This is a genomic window from Neobacillus bataviensis LMG 21833, assembly GCF_000307875.1.
Classification (GTDB): domain Bacteria; phylum Bacillota; class Bacilli; order Bacillales; family Cytobacillaceae; genus Neobacillus; species Neobacillus bataviensis.
The window spans coordinates 54,239-71,264 of the sequence record NZ_AJLS01000132.1; the positions used below are offsets into that span (position 1 = coordinate 54,239).

A 17,026-nucleotide genomic window follows, 5' to 3' on the forward strand; every position below is an offset into this window, starting at 1 on the left:
TAATGGTTCTACTTGCATAATACTTTCTTTATTGGTGGCTTTCCTGATTAAAATAATCATGTACTTTCGATAGTAAAACAGCCAACTGTTCACTTTCCTCTACACCTAAATAATCAATTAATCCTAAAAAGGTTTCGCCAAATGCTTTTCTTGCACTTTGTGTTGCTTCCATCCCTGCTGGAGTCAGCTTAATTTTTACTGCTCTTCTGTCTTCTTGATCAACCGTCCGTTCGACTAGGCAATCTTTTTCAAGGATATTAACGATTTGTGTAATTGTCGGGGGAGTAACTTCTAGAATCTGACTAATTTCAGAAACTTTCATTTCGGTATTTTTGTCATTTGCACAACGTTGGATTGTTGCAAGTACCCTGAATTCACTTGGATTAAAACCGGCAATTTTCTTATTATGCCACCCCTTTTTTTTGAATTGCATAAAGGATTGCAAGAGCTTTTGAGCTGTGCCACTTTCAAAATCGGCCATTTTTATCACCTCGATTTCATTTCACATCATAATACTTAGGTAACTTAATTATTTACAAACCTAAGTATATTCCTCTCTCTTTACATCGTCAATTTATAGATAAAGAAAAACACAGAAAATATTTTCTGTGTTTAATTTGCTGTATTCTCTTGCTTAACAGTTACAGTTAATATCTTCCATCGGCCATTTTCATATGTCCATGTGGATTCAATTAGTGCAATGGTGTCGGCATTAGCGACTCCAGTCACTCTCTGCAGACCCTTTAATCCCATACGTCCATCCTTTAATTGAATCGGCTTTAGGCTGCTATAGGGATTTACCGATAATTCAGTCGGTTCATTTAGCTTCCCTTTATAGTAAAAACCAAGTTTTTTGTAATATTTCTTCCGATCCTTTAAATCAAATAAGTAGGTTTTCCCTGTTTGAACTAGCTTTATTTCTGCCTTATAGCCATTAAGGAATTTTGCGTCCATTTCAAGGGGTTCCGGAATGGTGAGGTCGGTGTGGACAAAGTTTTTTATAGAATATAAATAATTGTTTACAATTCCACCGCTGCCCCCCGTTAATACACTCGCAAATAAATCCTTTATTCCATCATGATTTAGGTCTATAAGCTGCAGTGAGGCTTTCGATCCACTTTCTAATGGAAAGGTTATTACTTTACCGTTTGAGCCCGCGACCTCTATATAAACCTCTTTCAAATACGAATCATCATCTTGATAAGGGATCCCCTTTAAAAGGATAACTTCATCTATTTCGTCTCCTGAAAGATCCGCTTTTTCTTCTGAAATAGTAATAATTTTCGTTTTCTCTTCAATGGCATAAACTCCCGTAATTGCCGTAATTGATAGTAGAAAAAATGAAACGATAACAAGCAGCATTTCCTTTTTCACTCTTTTCCCCTCCATACTCGCTATTGTTAGTTAGTATGTCCAATTTTGGAAAAAAGATGAAGAAAAGACTCCCTTATTTTTAGAGAGTCCCTTCAAAATTATTCACTAGTGGTTTCCGGTGTTTCCACCTTCCAAACAGTATTTACTTTCCCATTTTCCCCTTCATCAAGGATGAATGAGCCATTGGAGTAACGGTCACTAAATCGGATATCGGCTACTTTTAATGTTTCTATGAAACCTTTTTCCGTCTGAATATAAATCGTGTCTTGTTCATTTGCAATAACAAAGCCCATGATCCTGTGCGGATTTGATTTGAGTTCTCTTAGGATGACGACACCGCGCTTGGCGCGAGTTGCCTTTTCGAATTCTTTCAATTTCATCCGCTTTACTGAGCCGCGTTGCGTGGCAATCACGATTGATTCCTTACTGTCGGAAGTAATCAGTTTCCCACCGACAACAAAATCGTTATCTTTTAGGTTTATACCTTTTACACCTGCTGCTCGAATGCCGACAATGCTAATTTCTTCCTCATGGAACCAAAGGGCATAGCCTTGGTTTGTAATAAGGAAAATTTCTTTTGTCCCGTCAGTAAGATGAACATCAATTACTTGATCATCATCTTTAAGATTGACTGCAACGAGGGGCTTAGAATAGCGATGTGCTTTATAGGCTTTCAGCTCTGTTTTCTTGACCATGCCGTTTTTCGTAACAAAAACGAAGAAGGCATCTGATTCAAAATCCTTCACCGGCACCGCTTTGATAATTTCTTCATCGCGCTCAATTGGAATGATATTCGCCACATGCTGTCCTAAGTCCTTCCAGCGGATATCAGGCAGTTCATGGACAGGGCAGAATAGATAATTGCCCTTGTTGGTGAAAAGGAGCAGAACATCCTTTGTATTCATGTCGAGTTGATCTAATAGACGGTCAGATTCCTTCATGGCGAGATCCTGACCACCTGAAGCAGCAAATGAACGCTGGCTTGTCCGCTTTACATAACCATGTTTCGTAATGGTTACAATCACGTCCTCGCTAGGAACGGTTACTTCAAGATTGATTTTTAATTCTTCAATCTCTGCTTCAATTTTTGAACGGCGTTCATCAGCAAATCGTTTTTTCACATCTTTTAATTCTTTTTTAATCACGGAGATCAGCTTTATGTCACTTGCTAAAATGCTAGTCCACTCTTCGATCTTCTTTGCTAATTCTTCTGCTTCCTGCCTTAATGCGGTGATATCCGTATTCGTTAGGCGATAAAGCTGTAAAGACACAATAGCTTCGGCCTGCAGCTCTGTAAACGCAAATTTAGCAATCAAATTGTCTTTTGCATCTCGCTTGTCCTTTGACGCGCGGATGGTGGTGATCACTTCATCGAGGATCGATAAAGCTTTCATTAAGCCTTCAACAATATGCTGACGTTCTTTCGCTTTATTAAGTTCAAACTGAGTTCTTCGTGTCACCACTTCTTTTTGATGCTCAATATAGGCATCAAGTAATTCTCGTAGCCCCATTAACACTGGACGCTTTTTATAAATGGCGACCATGTTAAAGTTATATGTTACTTGCAAATCACTATTTTTATATAAATAATTCAAGACACCTTCTGCATCGGCATCTTTTTTTAACTCAATCACGATTCTGAGACCGGTACGGTCGGTTTCATCGCGAACCTCAGATATTCCCTCTACTTTTCGATCCAGACGAAACTCATCCATTTTTTTGACTAGGTTTGCTTTGTTCACTTCATAAGGAATTTCCGTGATGACAATTTGCTGTTTACCGCCGCGAACCTCTTCAATGTCTGCTTTACTGCGGATAATAATTTTGCCTTTACCAGTTTCATAGGCTTTTTTTATTCCATCTATCCCTTGAATAATCCCTCCAGTTGGGAAATCCGGCCCCTTGATAACCGTCATTAGTTTATCAATAGAAACATCGGGCTGATCCATTCTCATGATGACACCGTCAATGACCTCGCCAAGATGGTGTGGTGGGATATCCGTTGCATAGCCAGCAGAAATCCCTGTCGAACCATTTACTAGAAGATTAGGAAACATCGCTGGGAAAACAGTTGGTTCCTTCGAGGTATCATCAAAATTTGGAATAAATTCGACTGTGTTTTTTTCAATATCACGTAAAAGTTCAGCGGATATGGCTGACAGCCTTGCTTCCGTATAACGCATCGCTGCAGCCGGGTCACCATCGACACTCCCGTTGTTTCCATGCATTTGCACGAGCACGTTTCTTACTTTCCAATCCTGACTCATCCGCACCATCGCTTCGTATACGGAGGAATCACCATGTGGATGATAGTTACCGATTACGTTACCAACCGTTTTTGCTGACTTACGAAAGCCTTTATCAAAAGTATTGCCCTCGAAATGCATCGCGTAGAGAATTCTTCGCTGTACCGGCTTTAACCCATCTCTGGCATCAGGCAGGGCACGTTCTTGTATAATATATTTACTATATCTTCCAAACCGATCACCAATTACATCTTCTAGGGGTAAGTCACGGAATTTTTCATTTGCACTCATCCTTCAGACTCCTCCTCAGCGACGGTAATATTTTCATTTTCCAAAATAGTGTCATCTTCTTCCAAACCAAATGCGACATTGCTTTCAATCCATTTACGGCGCGGTTCCACTTTATCGCCCATAAGGGTTGTCACACGGCGTTCCGCTCGTGACGCATCATCGATTTTTACACGAATTAGCGTACGTGTTTCTGGATCCATTGTTGTATCCCACAGCTGGTCGGCATTCATTTCACCAAGCCCTTTATAGCGCTGGATAATATAGCCTCTGCCAACCTTTTTCAATGCTCCCTGCAGATCATCATCACTCCAGGCATATTCAATAATTTCTTTCTTGCCGGTTCCTTTACTCACCTTATAAAGCGGCGGCAAGGCAATAAATACTTTTCCCGCCTCAAGGAGCGGCTTCATATAACGGTAAAAGAAGGTTAGTAATAATACTTGAATATGTGCACCATCTGTATCGGCATCAGTCATAATAACGACCTTATCGTAGTTGATGTCTTCCACATTAAAGTCAGCACCAACTCCGCCGCCGATGGCATAAATAATCGTATTGATTTCTTCATTTTTAAAAATGTCCGCAAGTTTTGCTTTTTCAGTATTAATGACTTTACCCCTTAAAGGAAGAACAGCTTGAAAACGGCGGTCACGTCCTTGTTTCGCTGACCCTCCCGCAGAATCACCCTCGACAAGGTATAATTCATTCCTTTGCGGGTTTCGAGATTGAGCCGGGGTTAGTTTACCGGATAAAACGGCCTCACCGCGCTTACGTTTCTTTCCGCTACGCGCATCTTCACGTGCTTTTCTTGCAGCTTCGCGGGCTTGGTAAGCCTTAATCGACTTTTTAATCAAAAGTGAGCTTATATCAGGGTTTTCCTCAAGAAAATAGGATAAATGCTCTGAGACAACCGCATCAACGGCGGATCTTGCTTCACTTGTTCCCAGTTTCCCCTTCGTTTGTCCTTCAAATTGAAGGAGTTCTTCAGGGATTCTTACGGAAATAATCGCTGATAACCCTTCTCTAATATCCGTCCCATCAAGGTTCTTATCTTTTTCTTTTAATAATGAAATCTTGCGGGCATAGTCGTTGAATACTCTTGTTAACGCTGTTTTCGAACCGGCTTCGTGTGTACCGCCATCCCGTGTCCGTACATTGTTAACAAACGAAAGCATATTTTCTGAATAGCCATCATTGAATTGAAATGCAAAATCTACTTCAATGCCATGATTTGCCCCTTCAAAGCTGACAACGGGATGGAGGACATCCTTCTCTTCGTTTAAATATTCAACAAAGGCCTCGATCCCATTTTCATAATGAAACACTTCATGAAGGTCATTGCGGTCATCATGGATTTCAATCTTTAACCCTTTCAGTAAAAAGGCTGATTCTCTTAACCTCTCACATAAGGTTTCGAAGTTATAGGTGGTTGTCGAAAAAATAGAGGGATCAGGCTTAAAATGAATCGTCGTCCCCGATTGATTGGTTTTACCGATTTTTTCGAGTGTTGTGGCCGGCTTACCGCCATTCTCAAACCGTTGTTCATAAACGAAACCATCCCGCTTAATCGTGACGGTTAACCATTCTGATAATGCATTGACGACAGATGCCCCAACACCGTGCAGTCCGCCGCTTGTCTTATAGCCGCCCTGACCGAATTTCCCGCCGGCATGGAGAACCGTTAAAATGACTTCCGGTGTGGGTTTCCCCATTTTATGCATGCCTGTAGGCATTCCGCGTCCTTTATCCATAACGCTGATTGAATTGTCTTTGTGTATTTTTACGATGATTTGATCACCAAAGCCGCCAAGCGCCTCATCAACTGAATTGTCCACAATCTCATAGACGAGGTGATGGAGTCCGCGTGAATCAGTGCTGCCAATGTACATACCTGGACGTTTTCGAACCGCCTCAAGACCTTCTAGTACCTGTATGGCATCATCATTATAATCAAAAGCTTGCTGATTTCTTGCCACGAAAATACCCCTTTCATACCTTACAAAAAAACTAAACTGATAAGGTGAAACTTCAATCTTTATCTATATAATTAAATTAAATAGAACTAATGTTTGCCACTTTGATTTTAACACATATGCTCGTGGCGTCTAGACTAATTGTAGCGATTTATTTCGATTTGGCAAATAAGTATTTTTAAATAACCCCATATTGCTATCGATTTTTGACACAATTTAGGGAGAAAAAAGGAAAAAACTGCCGATGATCAGCAGTTTTTTTGAAAGAAAAAGCCATCTTTTATTATTGAATATTTTTGGTTAATGCATGTTCCACCTTAATACAACGATCCATGACGATTGTATAGCCTTTTTCTTTTAAAAACTCATAGGCTTCTTCATTTGCGAGGCCGAGCTGTGCCCAAAAAACATCAGCATCGATTTCGTCAAATTCCTTTGCCACATCAAACAACTGTTCCGAGCGGCGGAATACGTTTACGATGTCAATATGGCCGTCAATGTCTTTTAAGGAGGCCACTGCCTTAACACCAAGAATCTCGCCATCAAATGTTGGATTTACCGGAATAATTTCATATCCAGCTTTTTGCATTACCTCAGAAACTTGATATGAAGTGCGATCAGGTTTATTACTTAAACCAACTACCGCAATTCTTTTTGCTTTTTTTAAAATAGCCCCAATTTCCTCTCGACTAGGATTCTCCATTCATTACCACCCCTGTATATTGTTTTCTATATTTTACCTCTTTCCAGTAAAAAAACAAAATAAAAAACTCCCTGTTTGTGGGAGCAATTTGTTACTATGAATTAAACCGAAACGAGTTCCTGTTTAATAGCTGCCGTAGCCTTAGGGATGGACAAGCAGAATTTGGCTCCATCATTCGTATTTTCAACCGTTACAGTTCCATTCATCTTTTCGAGGATCAGCTTAGTGATATAGAGGCCGAGACCTGTTCCATTTTGCCTTGTGGTAAAGTAGGGATCAAATATTTTCTTCAGCAATACAGGCTCAATCCCACCTGCATTATCAATAAACTCTGCTGTAACATAATCCGTTGACTCGCCTATTTTTATCGATAATTTTCGATTTCTGCTATCTTTTTGAACAAAGGCGTCACGTGCGTTTGTTAAAATATTCAGGACAACCTGGCTATATTCATTCGGGTATCCATATGCCATCTGTTGGCCCCTGTATTCAAATTCCACTTTAACCCCATGTTTTTTTAGACTCAGTGAAAAAATGGACAATGCCTCTTCGATTGAATCGCCAACGGAAAAAGGTAATCTTTCCTTATTCGGTTTATAGAATTTCCGAAAATCATTGATCGTTCGGGACATATGATTGATCTGGAGCATACTCTCCCTAGTAAACCGGTCAATGTATTGATCGTCAATTTCGCCAAACTCCAGTGCTTCTCTCACATCATGCATTAATAGCGATAAATTATTTAAAGGTTGTCGCCATTGGTGCCCAATACTAGCAACCATTCCTCCCATTGCAGCAAGTCTGGATTGCTCAATTAAAAGAGTATCTTTCTGTTTGTTCTTTACCACCTCTTCCTGGATTAGCTTTTCTAAATATCGATTTTGTTGTACCACTAACTCATACTTTTTTACTAATTCTAGGTAGTTCTTTTCACTTTCCGATTGCTCAATCATACAGCTCAACTCCCTAAAACAGATTGGGAAAATTATAAGTCAAACCGATCATAGTCTTGTCGATACGGCCGGTTTTTTGCTTGTTTAGTTGATTTTATCTAAATTATAGTGGCTCCATACACCGCTTTCAACGAATAAACAAATGGTTTGAAAATTCTCCATACTTTTGTAATAAAATCGACTTTAAATGTTCTTACTTTTGACGATTTATTAAAAAACAAAAAGGAAATAATAAAGGCTCTTTTAACGATCCTTTATTATTTCCATTATTTTTGTGTTACTGCATTGTCAGCAGGTAAACTCAAGGCCGTCCAGGCGGTTACGTCGCTGAAGACCCTAGACCATGTTCCAATTCCAGCAAGCTGATATTTAGTAGCTAAATCGGCTCGTTTCTTCAAAGACAATTCATCTTCTATCCAAATTTTATATGTTGCGTTTTCGTCTGCAGAAGCATATTCTGCATAGTTTTGACCACTTTCCTCATCATACGTTGGCTGTAATCCCTTTTCAGCAAGCCATATTTTAACCTTATCCATAGATAAAGCCTGTGCAGTTACCTCAGTGGTGCCATCTGCATTGGTTTGTTCCTTCCAAAGTCTTGCATACAACGGGACACCAAGGATTAATTTCTCATTTGGTACCTCTTTCAGCAAGTTTTCAAGGTTTCTTTGAACCCATGGCAAACTTGCCACACTTCCTGCACCCGACGCGGCACCTGTATGTTCATCATACGCCATTACAATTAGGTAATCGGTGATTTGGGCAAGCTTTTTACGTTCGTAGAATGAAGACCAGTTATTGTTATTACCAGCTGAAAATGTAATATCCATTGAAACTATTAAACCAGCTTCATGCATGTACGGGGCTGCCTCTCTCATGAATTGAGTAACAAGCGGCCCATCTGCCTGATTTACGTTTTCAATATCAAAATTAATTCCTTGCAGCTGATACATCTGACTGAAATGGAGCAATTGCCGGATGATCGCTTGCCGAGTTTCAAAATCCTTCATGGCATCATGCGTTAGCTCTGGGTCGAATGAGTTTGAGAACAAGCCCCATACTTGATATCCTTTTGTGTGTGCCCACTTGCTGTATTCAAGGGAAGCTAAATTTTTTATGGATCCGTCACCAGCAGCAAGGGAGAACCATGTGGGAGAAACGACATTCACACCTGCCATGTCTGGGATTTTAGAAGCATCAGGATTTTTAGTATAAACAGCCTCCCAGGTCAACTGCACCGGGCCATTGATCTTGGGCATTGAAAAGGGCTTACTTTGCCGTTTAATCTCGATATTTACTGTTTCTTTCGAATAAATATAATCCTTTTTTAAATAACCGCTGATCCCATTCGCTTTTCTGACAAGATAAAAATTGTCCTTTTCGCCTTCTATGGTAAGGGATTCGTTCTTTGCTATTTCTGCTACATATGGTGAGCGTAATGAAGGTTCAGTACGCAGTCTAAGTTTTTCTTTCGTAATATCCTTATCTGCCAATCTTCCATTTTTGTATTTCTCCCCATCCTGTTGAATCCAAATGGCCTCAGTTTCAGACAACTTTTTATATTGAATCGGGTAAAAGGGAATGATCGCATCTAGGGCAACAAATGTTTCACCCTCCCTGGTAATAGCAGGTGAGAGTTGTAAACGAACCTCCTTTTGATTGACAAAATAGGTTAGAGAATCGGTCGGCAATTGTACCACTTTATCTCTGGTTGTAAGGATGACCGAGTTTGATTTTTCATCATACATAATGGTGCTGTCGATGTTATTTTTCAAAAATGAAAGAGGGACAAACCAGGTGTTTTCTTCAAGTAAAGCATTTCCCCGCTGCTTCCCATGGTACAAGATAGGATGTTCACCTTGAAAATACGTTTTTTGATCCGTTGAGGCAAAGGGGTATAAGAATAGAAAAATGGAAGTGAAAATGAGCAGGAATGCGCAAATTAACCCTCCAATTATCCATTTCATAGATAGGTTTTTAGTGTGATGATATTCAATACGCGCCATGTTTCAAAGTCCTCCTTACTTCTATCCTAAGGTATCTTTTGGGAAATGAGAAGGTATTTTTCCAAACTAAAATGTTTAATCTTTTAAGTTATTGATGAAAGCAATAGTGTTTTTTCGTAATTACATGGTAAAATAGAAGGACTCGAACTTTTACTGAAGGAGAAATTGTTTATGGTTCAAATTATTTTAATTTTGATCCTTGCTTATTTGCTTGGTTCGATTCCGTCCGGTTTAATTATCGGAAAGGTTTTTTACAAAACGGATATTCGTGAGCACGGAAGCGGAAATTTAGGCGGTACTAATACCTTTCGCACGCTTGGAGTGAAGGCTGGTTTGGTTGTTACGCTTGCTGATATCCTAAAAGGAACATTAGCAGCATCCTTACCTGTTCTCTTTTCGATTGATATAAATCCATTATTGGCCGGTGTGTTTGCAGTCGTTGGTCATACCTATCCTATTTTTGCCGGATTCCGTGGCGGAAAGGCCGTTGCCACTTCTGGCGGTGTCTTATTATTCTGTGCTCCCTATTTGTTTGTAACCGTCTTGGTGGCTTTCTTTATAAGCTTGTACATAACAAAATATGTTTCCTTATCATCGATGATTGCCGGAATCACAGCTATATTATTTGCTGTCATAGAAGGGTTTGTGCAAAAATGGGACATCCCCTTGTTGATCGTCGTGTTTTTACTTGTATCCTTTGTCATTTACAGGCATCGGGCAAATATTAAAAGAATCATGAATAAAACAGAGCCGAAAATAAAATGGCTATAATGGAACCGAAACTGGGTTCTTTTATAGCCTTTTTTTTTTCATAAAAAATTCAGAATCCCTTCGGTCATTCATCTATAACTTCTGTAGTATATAAGTATGGATGGAAACTTCAAGAGTGGAGGTATTTTGATGCAAAAGGTGAAACAGGATCTTATTTTTTCAACCGTTGTTTCGAATAACTCAGATGTAAATGAATTTATTGTTGAGTTTACCAGTAACGGAGAAACAACGGACAGTAATCCAATAAAGATAACAAATAATTTCGAGGAATTAATTAAATTTTTATCGGAGTTGGAAGAATAAAAAGTGTCCCAGGAAGACAGCAAAAAGGAGCACCCTTTAAAGAGGAGGCTCCTTTAATTTACATTTTTAACAATGTGAATGTTTTATTTCCCATTACATCTTCAGTATAATCGAGCTTGGTATGGTCAAAATAGACAAAATCCTTTTCATGGATAAGGATGGTAAGATCATCAAACTCAAAGGTAGTATCTCCATGTATCTTCCGCTCTTCCAGAGACAGATTTAATTTTGGCCCGCCTCAGCCAATCCCCATACTTAAACGTAAGAATAGTGTTTCATCCGGTGTTTGTTTCTCACGATTAATGGTGTTTAGCAATTTTTCGTATGCACTCCGCGTAATCCGAAACATTTTTTCACCATCCTATCAATTTTTTAGGTAACCAAAAATAGATTTTATATTATTCTTAAATATAATATAGTATAAACAACGAGCACAAAAATAATTTGCTTGATGACTTGATTGGATAAGGTGATTTTATGAAGAAAAAGGCTATTATTCCCTCAATATTCATTATTTTGGGATGTATTGTTGTTACGACAGTCGTCATGTTTATTCAGCAAAACCAAGTTTCCAAAAAGGATGATAAAATCTATTCTTCTAAAGAGCATAAGCAGAGGCCATCCGTTAATATCAATCGTAAGTTAACCGAAAAAATAACGATTGGTGCGATTGGTGATATTCTAATTCATAGTCCTGTTTATTTGGACGCCTTTAATGGAGCAGGCTATACTTTTGATCCTATGTTTGAGCCAGTGAAACCATTATTAGAGGGGCCAGATGTTCTAACGGCAAATCAAGAAAGCATGCTAGGTGGTCTAGAATTGGGATTATCGGGGTATCCGATGTTTAATAGTCCGCATGAGGTCGCCAATGCCCTCGTCAATTCTGGAGTCGATATTGTTTCCACTGCCAATAACCATTCGTTAGATAAAGGTGAAAAAGGAATACAGGCAGAAAGCGCTTTTTTAGATGGTATTGGCTTACCCCATGTGGGGAGTTTTATTGATGAGAAAGATCGAGAGAATTTGCGAATTATTAATAAAAATGGTATCAAAATTTCCTTTCTCTCTTATACATACGGAACAAATGGAATTCCTGTTCCAACTGGAAAAGACTTTCTAGTTAACCTGATAGATCGCGAAGTCATGAAGAATGAGATTCATCGTGCCAAAAAGGCAGCAGATGTGGTGGTCATGAGTATTCATTGGGGGAATGAGTATCAGCGAATCCCTACCGATGATCAAAAGGATTTAGCAAATTTCTTGGCTAATGAGGGTGTTGATATTATTTTTGGCTCCCATCCGCATGTTTTACAGCCAATGGAATGGATTCAGACAACGGAAGGCCGCAAATCATTTGTGATTTATTCTTTAGGGAATTTTATATCCGCTCAGTATGATAATTATAAGGATATTGGCGGTTTAGCTACAATCGATATCACCAAGCATGTTTCAGAAAAAGGAAGAACGATTGAGCTTTCAAACCCTATGTTTTCTCCAACCTTCGTGACAAGTCATAGATATCATCAATTCCGTGTCGTACCTTTGGAAAATGCGGGAGCATATGGACTTTCTAATGCGGACGCAAAATATAAGGAAATTCAAGAGCATATGAACCAATGGCTCCGTTGATGTGGGGTAAAATCAATAGAAAAAACAGTCTCACTTGATAAGTTTACTTCTCAAGTGAGACTGTTTTGTTTTCCCAAATATGTTCTTGTAGACCTTCTTTTATCAAAATTTCTTTTTGTCTATCACCGATCAAGTCAAAATGGGAATAACCATCGATTCTGTGATGAATCCATTCCTTTTTTAAACCATGTTTTTTACCCCAAGATGCTAATTTTTCAAGGTCGCAGCATCCAACCTTCGTTACGGTCTTACTGCCTGGAAAGCGATCATCAAGCCAATAATGGGTTAAAAAGGCAATTTCGCCTCGATCAATTCTTCTTTTCCATTCCTTTATTTCATGTCGTTTTATGCCAAAGGCCATCCTGTTCACCTCACCATTGCATGATTATGGAGGCATTCCGAGAGATTATTTTTTCTTGATTTCTTCGTACTTCAAGTACCATTCTGGAAAAGTCTTTTTAAATGAAGTCGGTCTGAAATTATCTTTCTTCACGATAATGTGTGTCGAAGTCCCCACGGCACACACCTCATCAGCCCCGTTTACAATCGTGTAGCCATAAATGGTTTTAATTCCGTCATTTAATTCGACCCAAGTCTTTACAAATGCTTGATCGCCATATCGTAAAGGTTTTTTGTATGTAATTTGAATGTCGTAGACTGGAGCATAATATCCAGACTCTTCCATCGATAGATAGCTGTAGCCGATATCTTCAATAAACCCAGTTCTGCCAAGCTCGAAAAATTTTAAATAATTTGCATGATAAATGACACCCATCATATCTGTATCTGCATAATAAAGCTGAATTTCTCTTGTTGAAACAAAATATTGTTCCATAACCACGTTCCTCCACCTTGCCTTTTAGATTACATTTTAGTTAAAGCTCTTTTCACATCTTCTACTTCAAGGAACAAGGATTTTTCAAAAAGGCTCTCTTCCTCTTCTACATCCATTAAGCGTAACGCTTGCGCTTGAATCATCTCATCGATCATGTTTGTCGCAAAGCGTCCATTTCCCTTGAACACTTCTGCTTCCATGGTTTGGATTAATAGATTCTTCGCCATTTCAGTTAGTTGGTATTGGAAGCTTTCCGCGTAGGTTAACATGATATCAAGTAGTTCAGGTGTTGAATAATCCGGGAAGAGAAAGAACTTTTTAAACCTTGAGCGAAGACCTGGATTACTTTCAAGCAATTGATCCATTTCATTAGGATAACCCGCAAGAACGACCACCAGATTTTCATTTTGCTTGGTCATTTCATCCACTAATGTATCAATGACCTCTTTGCCAAAATCCCCGGCTGTCTGGCTCAGCAGTGAATAAGCCTCATCAATAAATAGGACCCCGCCAAGCGCTTCCTTAATCTTTTTTCTAGTTTTTGCCGCAGTTTGACCGACATAACCTGCAACAAAATCAGCCCGGCTCGCCACAATGAGGTGGCCCCTTTTTAACATTCCGCATTCTTTTAAAAACTCCGCGTAGATTTTAGCCACCGTTGTTTTTCCCGTACCCGGATTTCCGGTAAATACTGAATGGAGTTGAATTGGTACGGTTGGCAATCCTTTTTTTCTCCTAAACTGCTGTATTTTCACGAAGGAAACAAGTGTTCTCATTTCTTCTTTTAACGATTCGAGACCAATTAAACGGTTCAGTTTCTCTTGTGGTGATTCAGTACTATTCTCTGTTTCGATTTGAAAATCCTCTTTATTCAGCAGCATATAGTTTAAAATATCTACTTCCGTCGCTTGGTTGTCTGCTCCCTTTTTAAAAATCGCATCTAACACGATATTGCGAACGGTTCTTGCATTTCCAAATGTGTCATCAACTCGTTCCTGCTCAAGTCGATGGTTGATTTCAATTTTGGCGTCATCCGTTAAGAAATAATCATTCCCTGCTGCGACCAGTTCAGCAATCTGGATTAACTCTTCATTCGAATAATTGGGCAAGTGAATCAAGTTTGACTGAGGGAAACGACTTCGTAAACCAGGGTTAGCATCTAAAAAGGAGCGCATTTCTTCCGGATAGCCGGCTAAAAAAACCGCGAATTTCCCGCCAAACTCATTACCAGTCATTAAAGATACAAGTGTATCGATCGCTGTCTGCCCATAATCATTCCCAGTTTGGCCTTCTCGTTTTAAACTATAGGCCTCATCAATAAACAGCACCCCGCCGATGGAGCGTTCTACGATACTTCGAACATTTTCTTCCGTTTGACCTACAAAGGAACCAACTAATTGAGAACGGTCTGTTTCAATGACTTCCTCACGCGGCAAGACCCCAAGCTCATGATAAATTTTTGCCATCAGCCTGGCGAGTGTCGTTTTTCCTGTACCTGGATTCCCTGTTAAGATCATGTTAAGACTTAGTTCATCTTTAATTTGAAAACCTAGTTCCTTCCGCTGCTTTTGGTATTTTAAAAATTGGTAAAAATCATTAACCCGCTTTTTCACCAACTCCATGCCAATCATATTATTTAATTGATCCAAGGGATTTTCTGCAGCAGGAACTGCCTTCTCCACGTCAAGGAATTGCTGTAGCCATGTCTGTTTGATTTCTTCTACATTTGCCATATATAATTTCAGATCATCATAATAGGTGGAGGTATGAAAAACTCCTGTAATCGATTGGTCGTATTCTTCTGCTGCTTTTAACAGGCTGGTTGTTTCCTCAATTGCCAAAGAAAGTAAATCAGCCAGCTTTTGGAACCTTTTGAAAAGATCATTATTTACCATAGATGAAGTAATTTCTATATTGGCATGTAAATCCCTCAGCTGTAATTCTGCATGTGCTAAAAATGTTTGGCAAACCTCAATGAACTGCTCCGCTGTTTTCTTTTTCGCTGTGCGATTATCCGTTTCTCGGATTGGCGGAAATGTGAGCGGAGAAAGTAAGTTTTCCATCTTCCTCCAATCAGCCAGAATTCTAAATTCCTTGGCTTTTTGGTTTTCTGGATAAAGCTTTACTGCTTTTTCAAGCCAAACCGCTGCCAATGAATCCTCTTTATTTCTTCCGAGCCGTGAAAAAGCGGCAAGTGTTAGCAGTTTAGATAATATAATGGGATTTGACTCTTGTCTTATTGCGGTAATTAACTTGCTTTCATTTAGTATAATTCCGGTTTCGTTAAGTTCTTTTTCCCACTTTTTTATTTGCTCAGTGTTTCTTAAACGCTGGTTTCCTTGTTGTATCAAAATCATCACTTCTTTTCGAAAATTCCTTTTTATATTACCACAATGGCTATCGTTAACGAAATAATTGCTGTTAAAACAAAAAAAGACCCTCTTTGGGCCCTTTTTTGATTTAGCTTATTGCTCAGGTTTCATCTTGAAGCTCTGCTTGGAAGGATTCAATGCTTTCTCTTCGTCGTTGATTCTTTGCTTCAATTTGCTCGCGCTGCTGCTCACTGTCGGTAAATTGCATCGATTCTTCCGCTTTTTGAATATTTTCAGTTGTATCCTGGATCATGGATTGAATCTTTTCAGCATTATCACTGCGATCGTCCGGTTTCGGTTTGTTATTAAACGCCATGGTAAAATTCCTCCTCAAGTGAATTTGATACAAGTATAGTTTGTAACGATGGCGAAAAAATATCACAACAATTTTTTATGAAAAATAACAAAAAGACCCAAAGGCTAAGCCAGTGGGTCTTAAATTCAAAATTATTCACCTTTAGTTTGCATAACCTGGGCATGTTTGCCTGAAGTATCTTGCATCTTTTTGCCCTTATTTCCACCGAAACCACGGGGTTGCGTTCCAATATGATCTGGTTTAAATTGTTTTGTTTTATAACCTGATTCATTACTCATGTCCTAATCCCTCCTTATGTACATTTTGCCCAAAGGAGAGGTAAACGATGATTGGAAATCTTTTGGATTACTCCGCTTTGCCAAGGCGTTTTTCTTCTAAACGCTGTTCTATTTTTTCCATCGCAGCACGATCTTTTAAAAGTTGTGATTTATTTTCAGAAACAAGTTCTGCGAAGGAACGTTTTCTAGGTTTTCTCATTAGTATCACCTTCCTTATCAACTATTGTAACAGTTATTATGCCCGGAAACGGTTGCAATTATTACAACTTTTTGAAAATTTAATATTAAATTTTTTATAAAAAAAAACATTGGATGGAACCAATGTCTCAGGGTTTTTCAAAGTTGAATGAAGCAAAAGAACCGTCCCCTGCTTCTTATTTAATAAGGTCTTTCATGTTATCAAGTTTCATGGTGCCGATAAATTTATTTTTAATGATCCCATTGCTATCAATAAAGTAGGTTGTTGGGATTGATATGATTTGATAGGTTCCATTAACCTTATCTTCCGTGTCAAGAAGGATGGGAAAGGTGATTTTATATTCGTCAACAAATCCTTGGACATCCAATTGCGGGTCAATGTTTACGGCTAATATAACGGTTTCATCACCGATTTCTTTGGAGAATTGCTCCATTTCCGGCATTTCTGCTTTACATGGTCCACACCAAGTTGCCCAAAAATTTAACATCACTTTTTTTCCTTGATAATCGGAAAGCTTGACCGTTTCTCCTGTTAATGTTTTTAGTTCAAAATCAGGTGCCTTCGCCCCGATAGAAAGACCTTCTTTATGAGCTGTTCCCTGACCTGATGTTTCGGGTGTATCTGTCTTTTTATCCATTGCTTGAACAATCGCCACAGTGAGCAAGGTAACTAAAACTACGGCAGCAATTACTTTTTTAATCATCCCCGAAAATCCTCCTTTACTTCGTATCTGCTACATTGATTTTACACTATAAACTTAGGTGAAACAAAACT

Annotated in this window: 17 protein-coding genes; 3 read left to right on the forward strand and 14 right to left on the reverse strand. The window is 39.0% G+C overall.

Annotation, left to right across the window (positions count from 1 at the left end; genetic code table 11):
• Positions 1 to 28: 28 nt before the first annotated feature.
• The 7 genes from BABA_RS19820 to BABA_RS19850 form a co-directional block, all read right to left on the reverse strand.
• On the reverse strand, positions 29 to 481 hold the full coding sequence (locus BABA_RS19820; protein ID WP_007087022.1) for a MarR family winged helix-turn-helix transcriptional regulator: 453 nt from the start codon (positions 479 to 481) through the stop codon (positions 29 to 31).
• Positions 482 to 612: 131 nt separating this feature from the next.
• Positions 613 to 1,374 (reverse strand): hypothetical protein, encoded by a 762-nt coding sequence (locus tag BABA_RS19825; RefSeq protein WP_007087023.1) that lies wholly within the window; start codon positions 1,372 to 1,374, stop codon positions 613 to 615.
• A gap of 98 nt (positions 1,375 to 1,472) precedes the next feature.
• Positions 1,473 to 3,911: a DNA topoisomerase IV subunit A gene (gene parC / locus BABA_RS19830; protein ID WP_007087024.1), complete on the reverse strand. Its 2,439-nt coding sequence runs from the start codon at positions 3,909 to 3,911 to the stop codon at positions 1,473 to 1,475.
• Positions 3,908 to 5,887 carry a DNA topoisomerase IV subunit B gene (gene parE, locus BABA_RS19835; protein WP_007087025.1) on the reverse strand — a complete coding sequence of 660 codons (1,980 nt, stop codon included), beginning with the start codon at positions 5,885 to 5,887 and terminating at the stop codon, positions 3,908 to 3,910. The genes parC and parE overlap by 4 nt, the downstream gene beginning before the upstream one ends.
• A gap of 280 nt (positions 5,888 to 6,167) precedes the next feature.
• On the reverse strand, positions 6,168 to 6,587 hold the full coding sequence (locus BABA_RS19840) for a CoA-binding protein (RefSeq protein WP_007087026.1): 420 nt from the start codon (positions 6,585 to 6,587) through the stop codon (positions 6,168 to 6,170).
• Between the two features lie 101 nt (positions 6,588 to 6,688).
• Complete coding sequence (locus tag BABA_RS19845; protein ID WP_007087027.1) at positions 6,689 to 7,540, reverse strand: sensor histidine kinase; 852 nt, start codon at positions 7,538 to 7,540, stop codon at positions 6,689 to 6,691.
• Between the two features lie 266 nt (positions 7,541 to 7,806).
• Complete coding sequence (locus BABA_RS19850; RefSeq protein ID WP_007087028.1) at positions 7,807 to 9,546, reverse strand: glycosyl hydrolase family 18 protein; 1,740 nt, start codon at positions 9,544 to 9,546, stop codon at positions 7,807 to 7,809.
• A gap of 171 nt (positions 9,547 to 9,717) precedes the next feature.
• Between BABA_RS19850 and plsY the strand changes: the two genes are divergently transcribed.
• From plsY to BABA_RS19860, 3 genes are all read left to right on the forward strand, one after another.
• Positions 9,718 to 10,317, forward strand: coding sequence for a glycerol-3-phosphate 1-O-acyltransferase PlsY (gene plsY, locus BABA_RS19855; RefSeq protein ID WP_007087029.1), 600 nt, complete (start codon positions 9,718 to 9,720; stop codon positions 10,315 to 10,317).
• Positions 10,318 to 10,446: 129 nt separating this feature from the next.
• On the forward strand, positions 10,447 to 10,620 hold the full coding sequence (locus BABA_RS27405) for a hypothetical protein (protein WP_157273233.1): 174 nt from the start codon (positions 10,447 to 10,449) through the stop codon (positions 10,618 to 10,620).
• Between the two features lie 477 nt (positions 10,621 to 11,097).
• Positions 11,098 to 12,252, forward strand: a complete 1,155-nt coding sequence (locus tag BABA_RS19860; RefSeq protein ID WP_007087030.1) for a CapA family protein — start codon at positions 11,098 to 11,100, stop codon at positions 12,250 to 12,252.
• Positions 12,253 to 12,295: 43 nt separating this feature from the next.
• Here BABA_RS19860 and BABA_RS19865 read toward each other — a convergent pair whose 3' ends face one another.
• The 7 genes from BABA_RS19865 to BABA_RS19895 form a co-directional block, all read right to left on the reverse strand.
• On the reverse strand, positions 12,296 to 12,613 hold the full coding sequence (locus BABA_RS19865; RefSeq protein ID WP_007087031.1) for a hypothetical protein: 318 nt from the start codon (positions 12,611 to 12,613) through the stop codon (positions 12,296 to 12,298).
• Positions 12,614 to 12,658: 45 nt separating this feature from the next.
• Complete coding sequence (locus BABA_RS19870; protein WP_007087032.1) at positions 12,659 to 13,087, reverse strand: acyl-CoA thioesterase; 429 nt, start codon at positions 13,085 to 13,087, stop codon at positions 12,659 to 12,661.
• Between the two features lie 29 nt (positions 13,088 to 13,116).
• Positions 13,117 to 15,444: an AAA family ATPase gene (locus BABA_RS19875; RefSeq protein ID WP_007087033.1), complete on the reverse strand. Its 2,328-nt coding sequence runs from the start codon at positions 15,442 to 15,444 to the stop codon at positions 13,117 to 13,119.
• 115 nt (positions 15,445 to 15,559) lie between these two features.
• Positions 15,560 to 15,775, reverse strand: coding sequence for a small acid-soluble spore protein Tlp (gene tlp / locus BABA_RS19880; protein WP_007087034.1), 216 nt, complete (start codon positions 15,773 to 15,775; stop codon positions 15,560 to 15,562).
• 131 nt (positions 15,776 to 15,906) lie between these two features.
• Complete coding sequence (locus tag BABA_RS19885) at positions 15,907 to 16,053, reverse strand: acid-soluble spore protein N (RefSeq protein ID WP_007087035.1); 147 nt, start codon at positions 16,051 to 16,053, stop codon at positions 15,907 to 15,909.
• Between the two features lie 67 nt (positions 16,054 to 16,120).
• Entirely contained in the window at positions 16,121 to 16,252 is a 132-nt protein-coding gene (locus tag BABA_RS19890; protein ID WP_007087036.1) for an FbpB family small basic protein, read from the reverse strand.
• 175 nt (positions 16,253 to 16,427) lie between these two features.
• A complete protein-coding gene (locus BABA_RS19895; RefSeq protein WP_007087037.1) occupies positions 16,428 to 16,955 on the reverse strand; it encodes a redoxin domain-containing protein in 528 nt (175 codons plus the stop codon).
• Positions 16,956 to 17,026 lie beyond the last annotated feature (71 nt).

Bases quoted from the DNA above. Each gene is read 5' to 3' on its own strand.
- BABA_RS19845 (WP_007087027.1), bottom strand. From the start codon at position 7,540: ATGATTGAGCAATCGGAAAGTGAAAAGAACTACCTAGAATTAGTAAAA.
- BABA_RS19870 (WP_007087032.1), bottom strand. From the start codon at position 13,087: ATGGAACAATATTTTGTTTCAACAAGAGAAATTCAGCTTTATTATGCA.
- BABA_RS27405 (WP_157273233.1), top strand. From the start codon at position 10,447: ATGCAAAAGGTGAAACAGGATCTTATTTTTTCAACCGTTGTTTCGAAT.
- parC (WP_007087024.1), bottom strand. From the start codon at position 3,911: ATGAGTGCAAATGAAAAATTCCGTGACTTACCCCTAGAAGATGTAATT.
- BABA_RS19890 (WP_007087036.1), bottom strand. From the start codon at position 16,252: ATGAGAAAACCTAGAAAACGTTCCTTCGCAGAACTTGTTTCTGAAAAT.
- plsY (WP_007087029.1), top strand. From the start codon at position 9,718: ATGGTTCAAATTATTTTAATTTTGATCCTTGCTTATTTGCTTGGTTCG.
- BABA_RS19885 (WP_007087035.1), bottom strand. From the start codon at position 16,053: ATGAGTAATGAATCAGGTTATAAAACAAAACAATTTAAACCAGATCAT.
- BABA_RS19865 (WP_007087031.1), bottom strand. From the start codon at position 12,613: ATGGCCTTTGGCATAAAACGACATGAAATAAAGGAATGGAAAAGAAGA.
- BABA_RS19850 (WP_007087028.1), bottom strand. From the start codon at position 9,546: ATGGCGCGTATTGAATATCATCACACTAAAAACCTATCTATGAAATGG.
- BABA_RS19860 (WP_007087030.1), top strand. From the start codon at position 11,098: ATGAAGAAAAAGGCTATTATTCCCTCAATATTCATTATTTTGGGATGT.
- BABA_RS19875 (WP_007087033.1), bottom strand. From the start codon at position 15,444: ATGATTTTGATACAACAAGGAAACCAGCGTTTAAGAAACACTGAGCAA.
- BABA_RS19820 (WP_007087022.1), bottom strand. From the start codon at position 481: ATGGCCGATTTTGAAAGTGGCACAGCTCAAAAGCTCTTGCAATCCTTT.
- tlp (WP_007087034.1), bottom strand. From the start codon at position 15,775: ATGGCGTTTAATAACAAACCGAAACCGGACGATCGCAGTGATAATGCT.
- BABA_RS19840 (WP_007087026.1), bottom strand. From the start codon at position 6,587: ATGGAGAATCCTAGTCGAGAGGAAATTGGGGCTATTTTAAAAAAAGCA.
- BABA_RS19895 (WP_007087037.1), bottom strand. From the start codon at position 16,955: ATGATTAAAAAAGTAATTGCTGCCGTAGTTTTAGTTACCTTGCTCACT.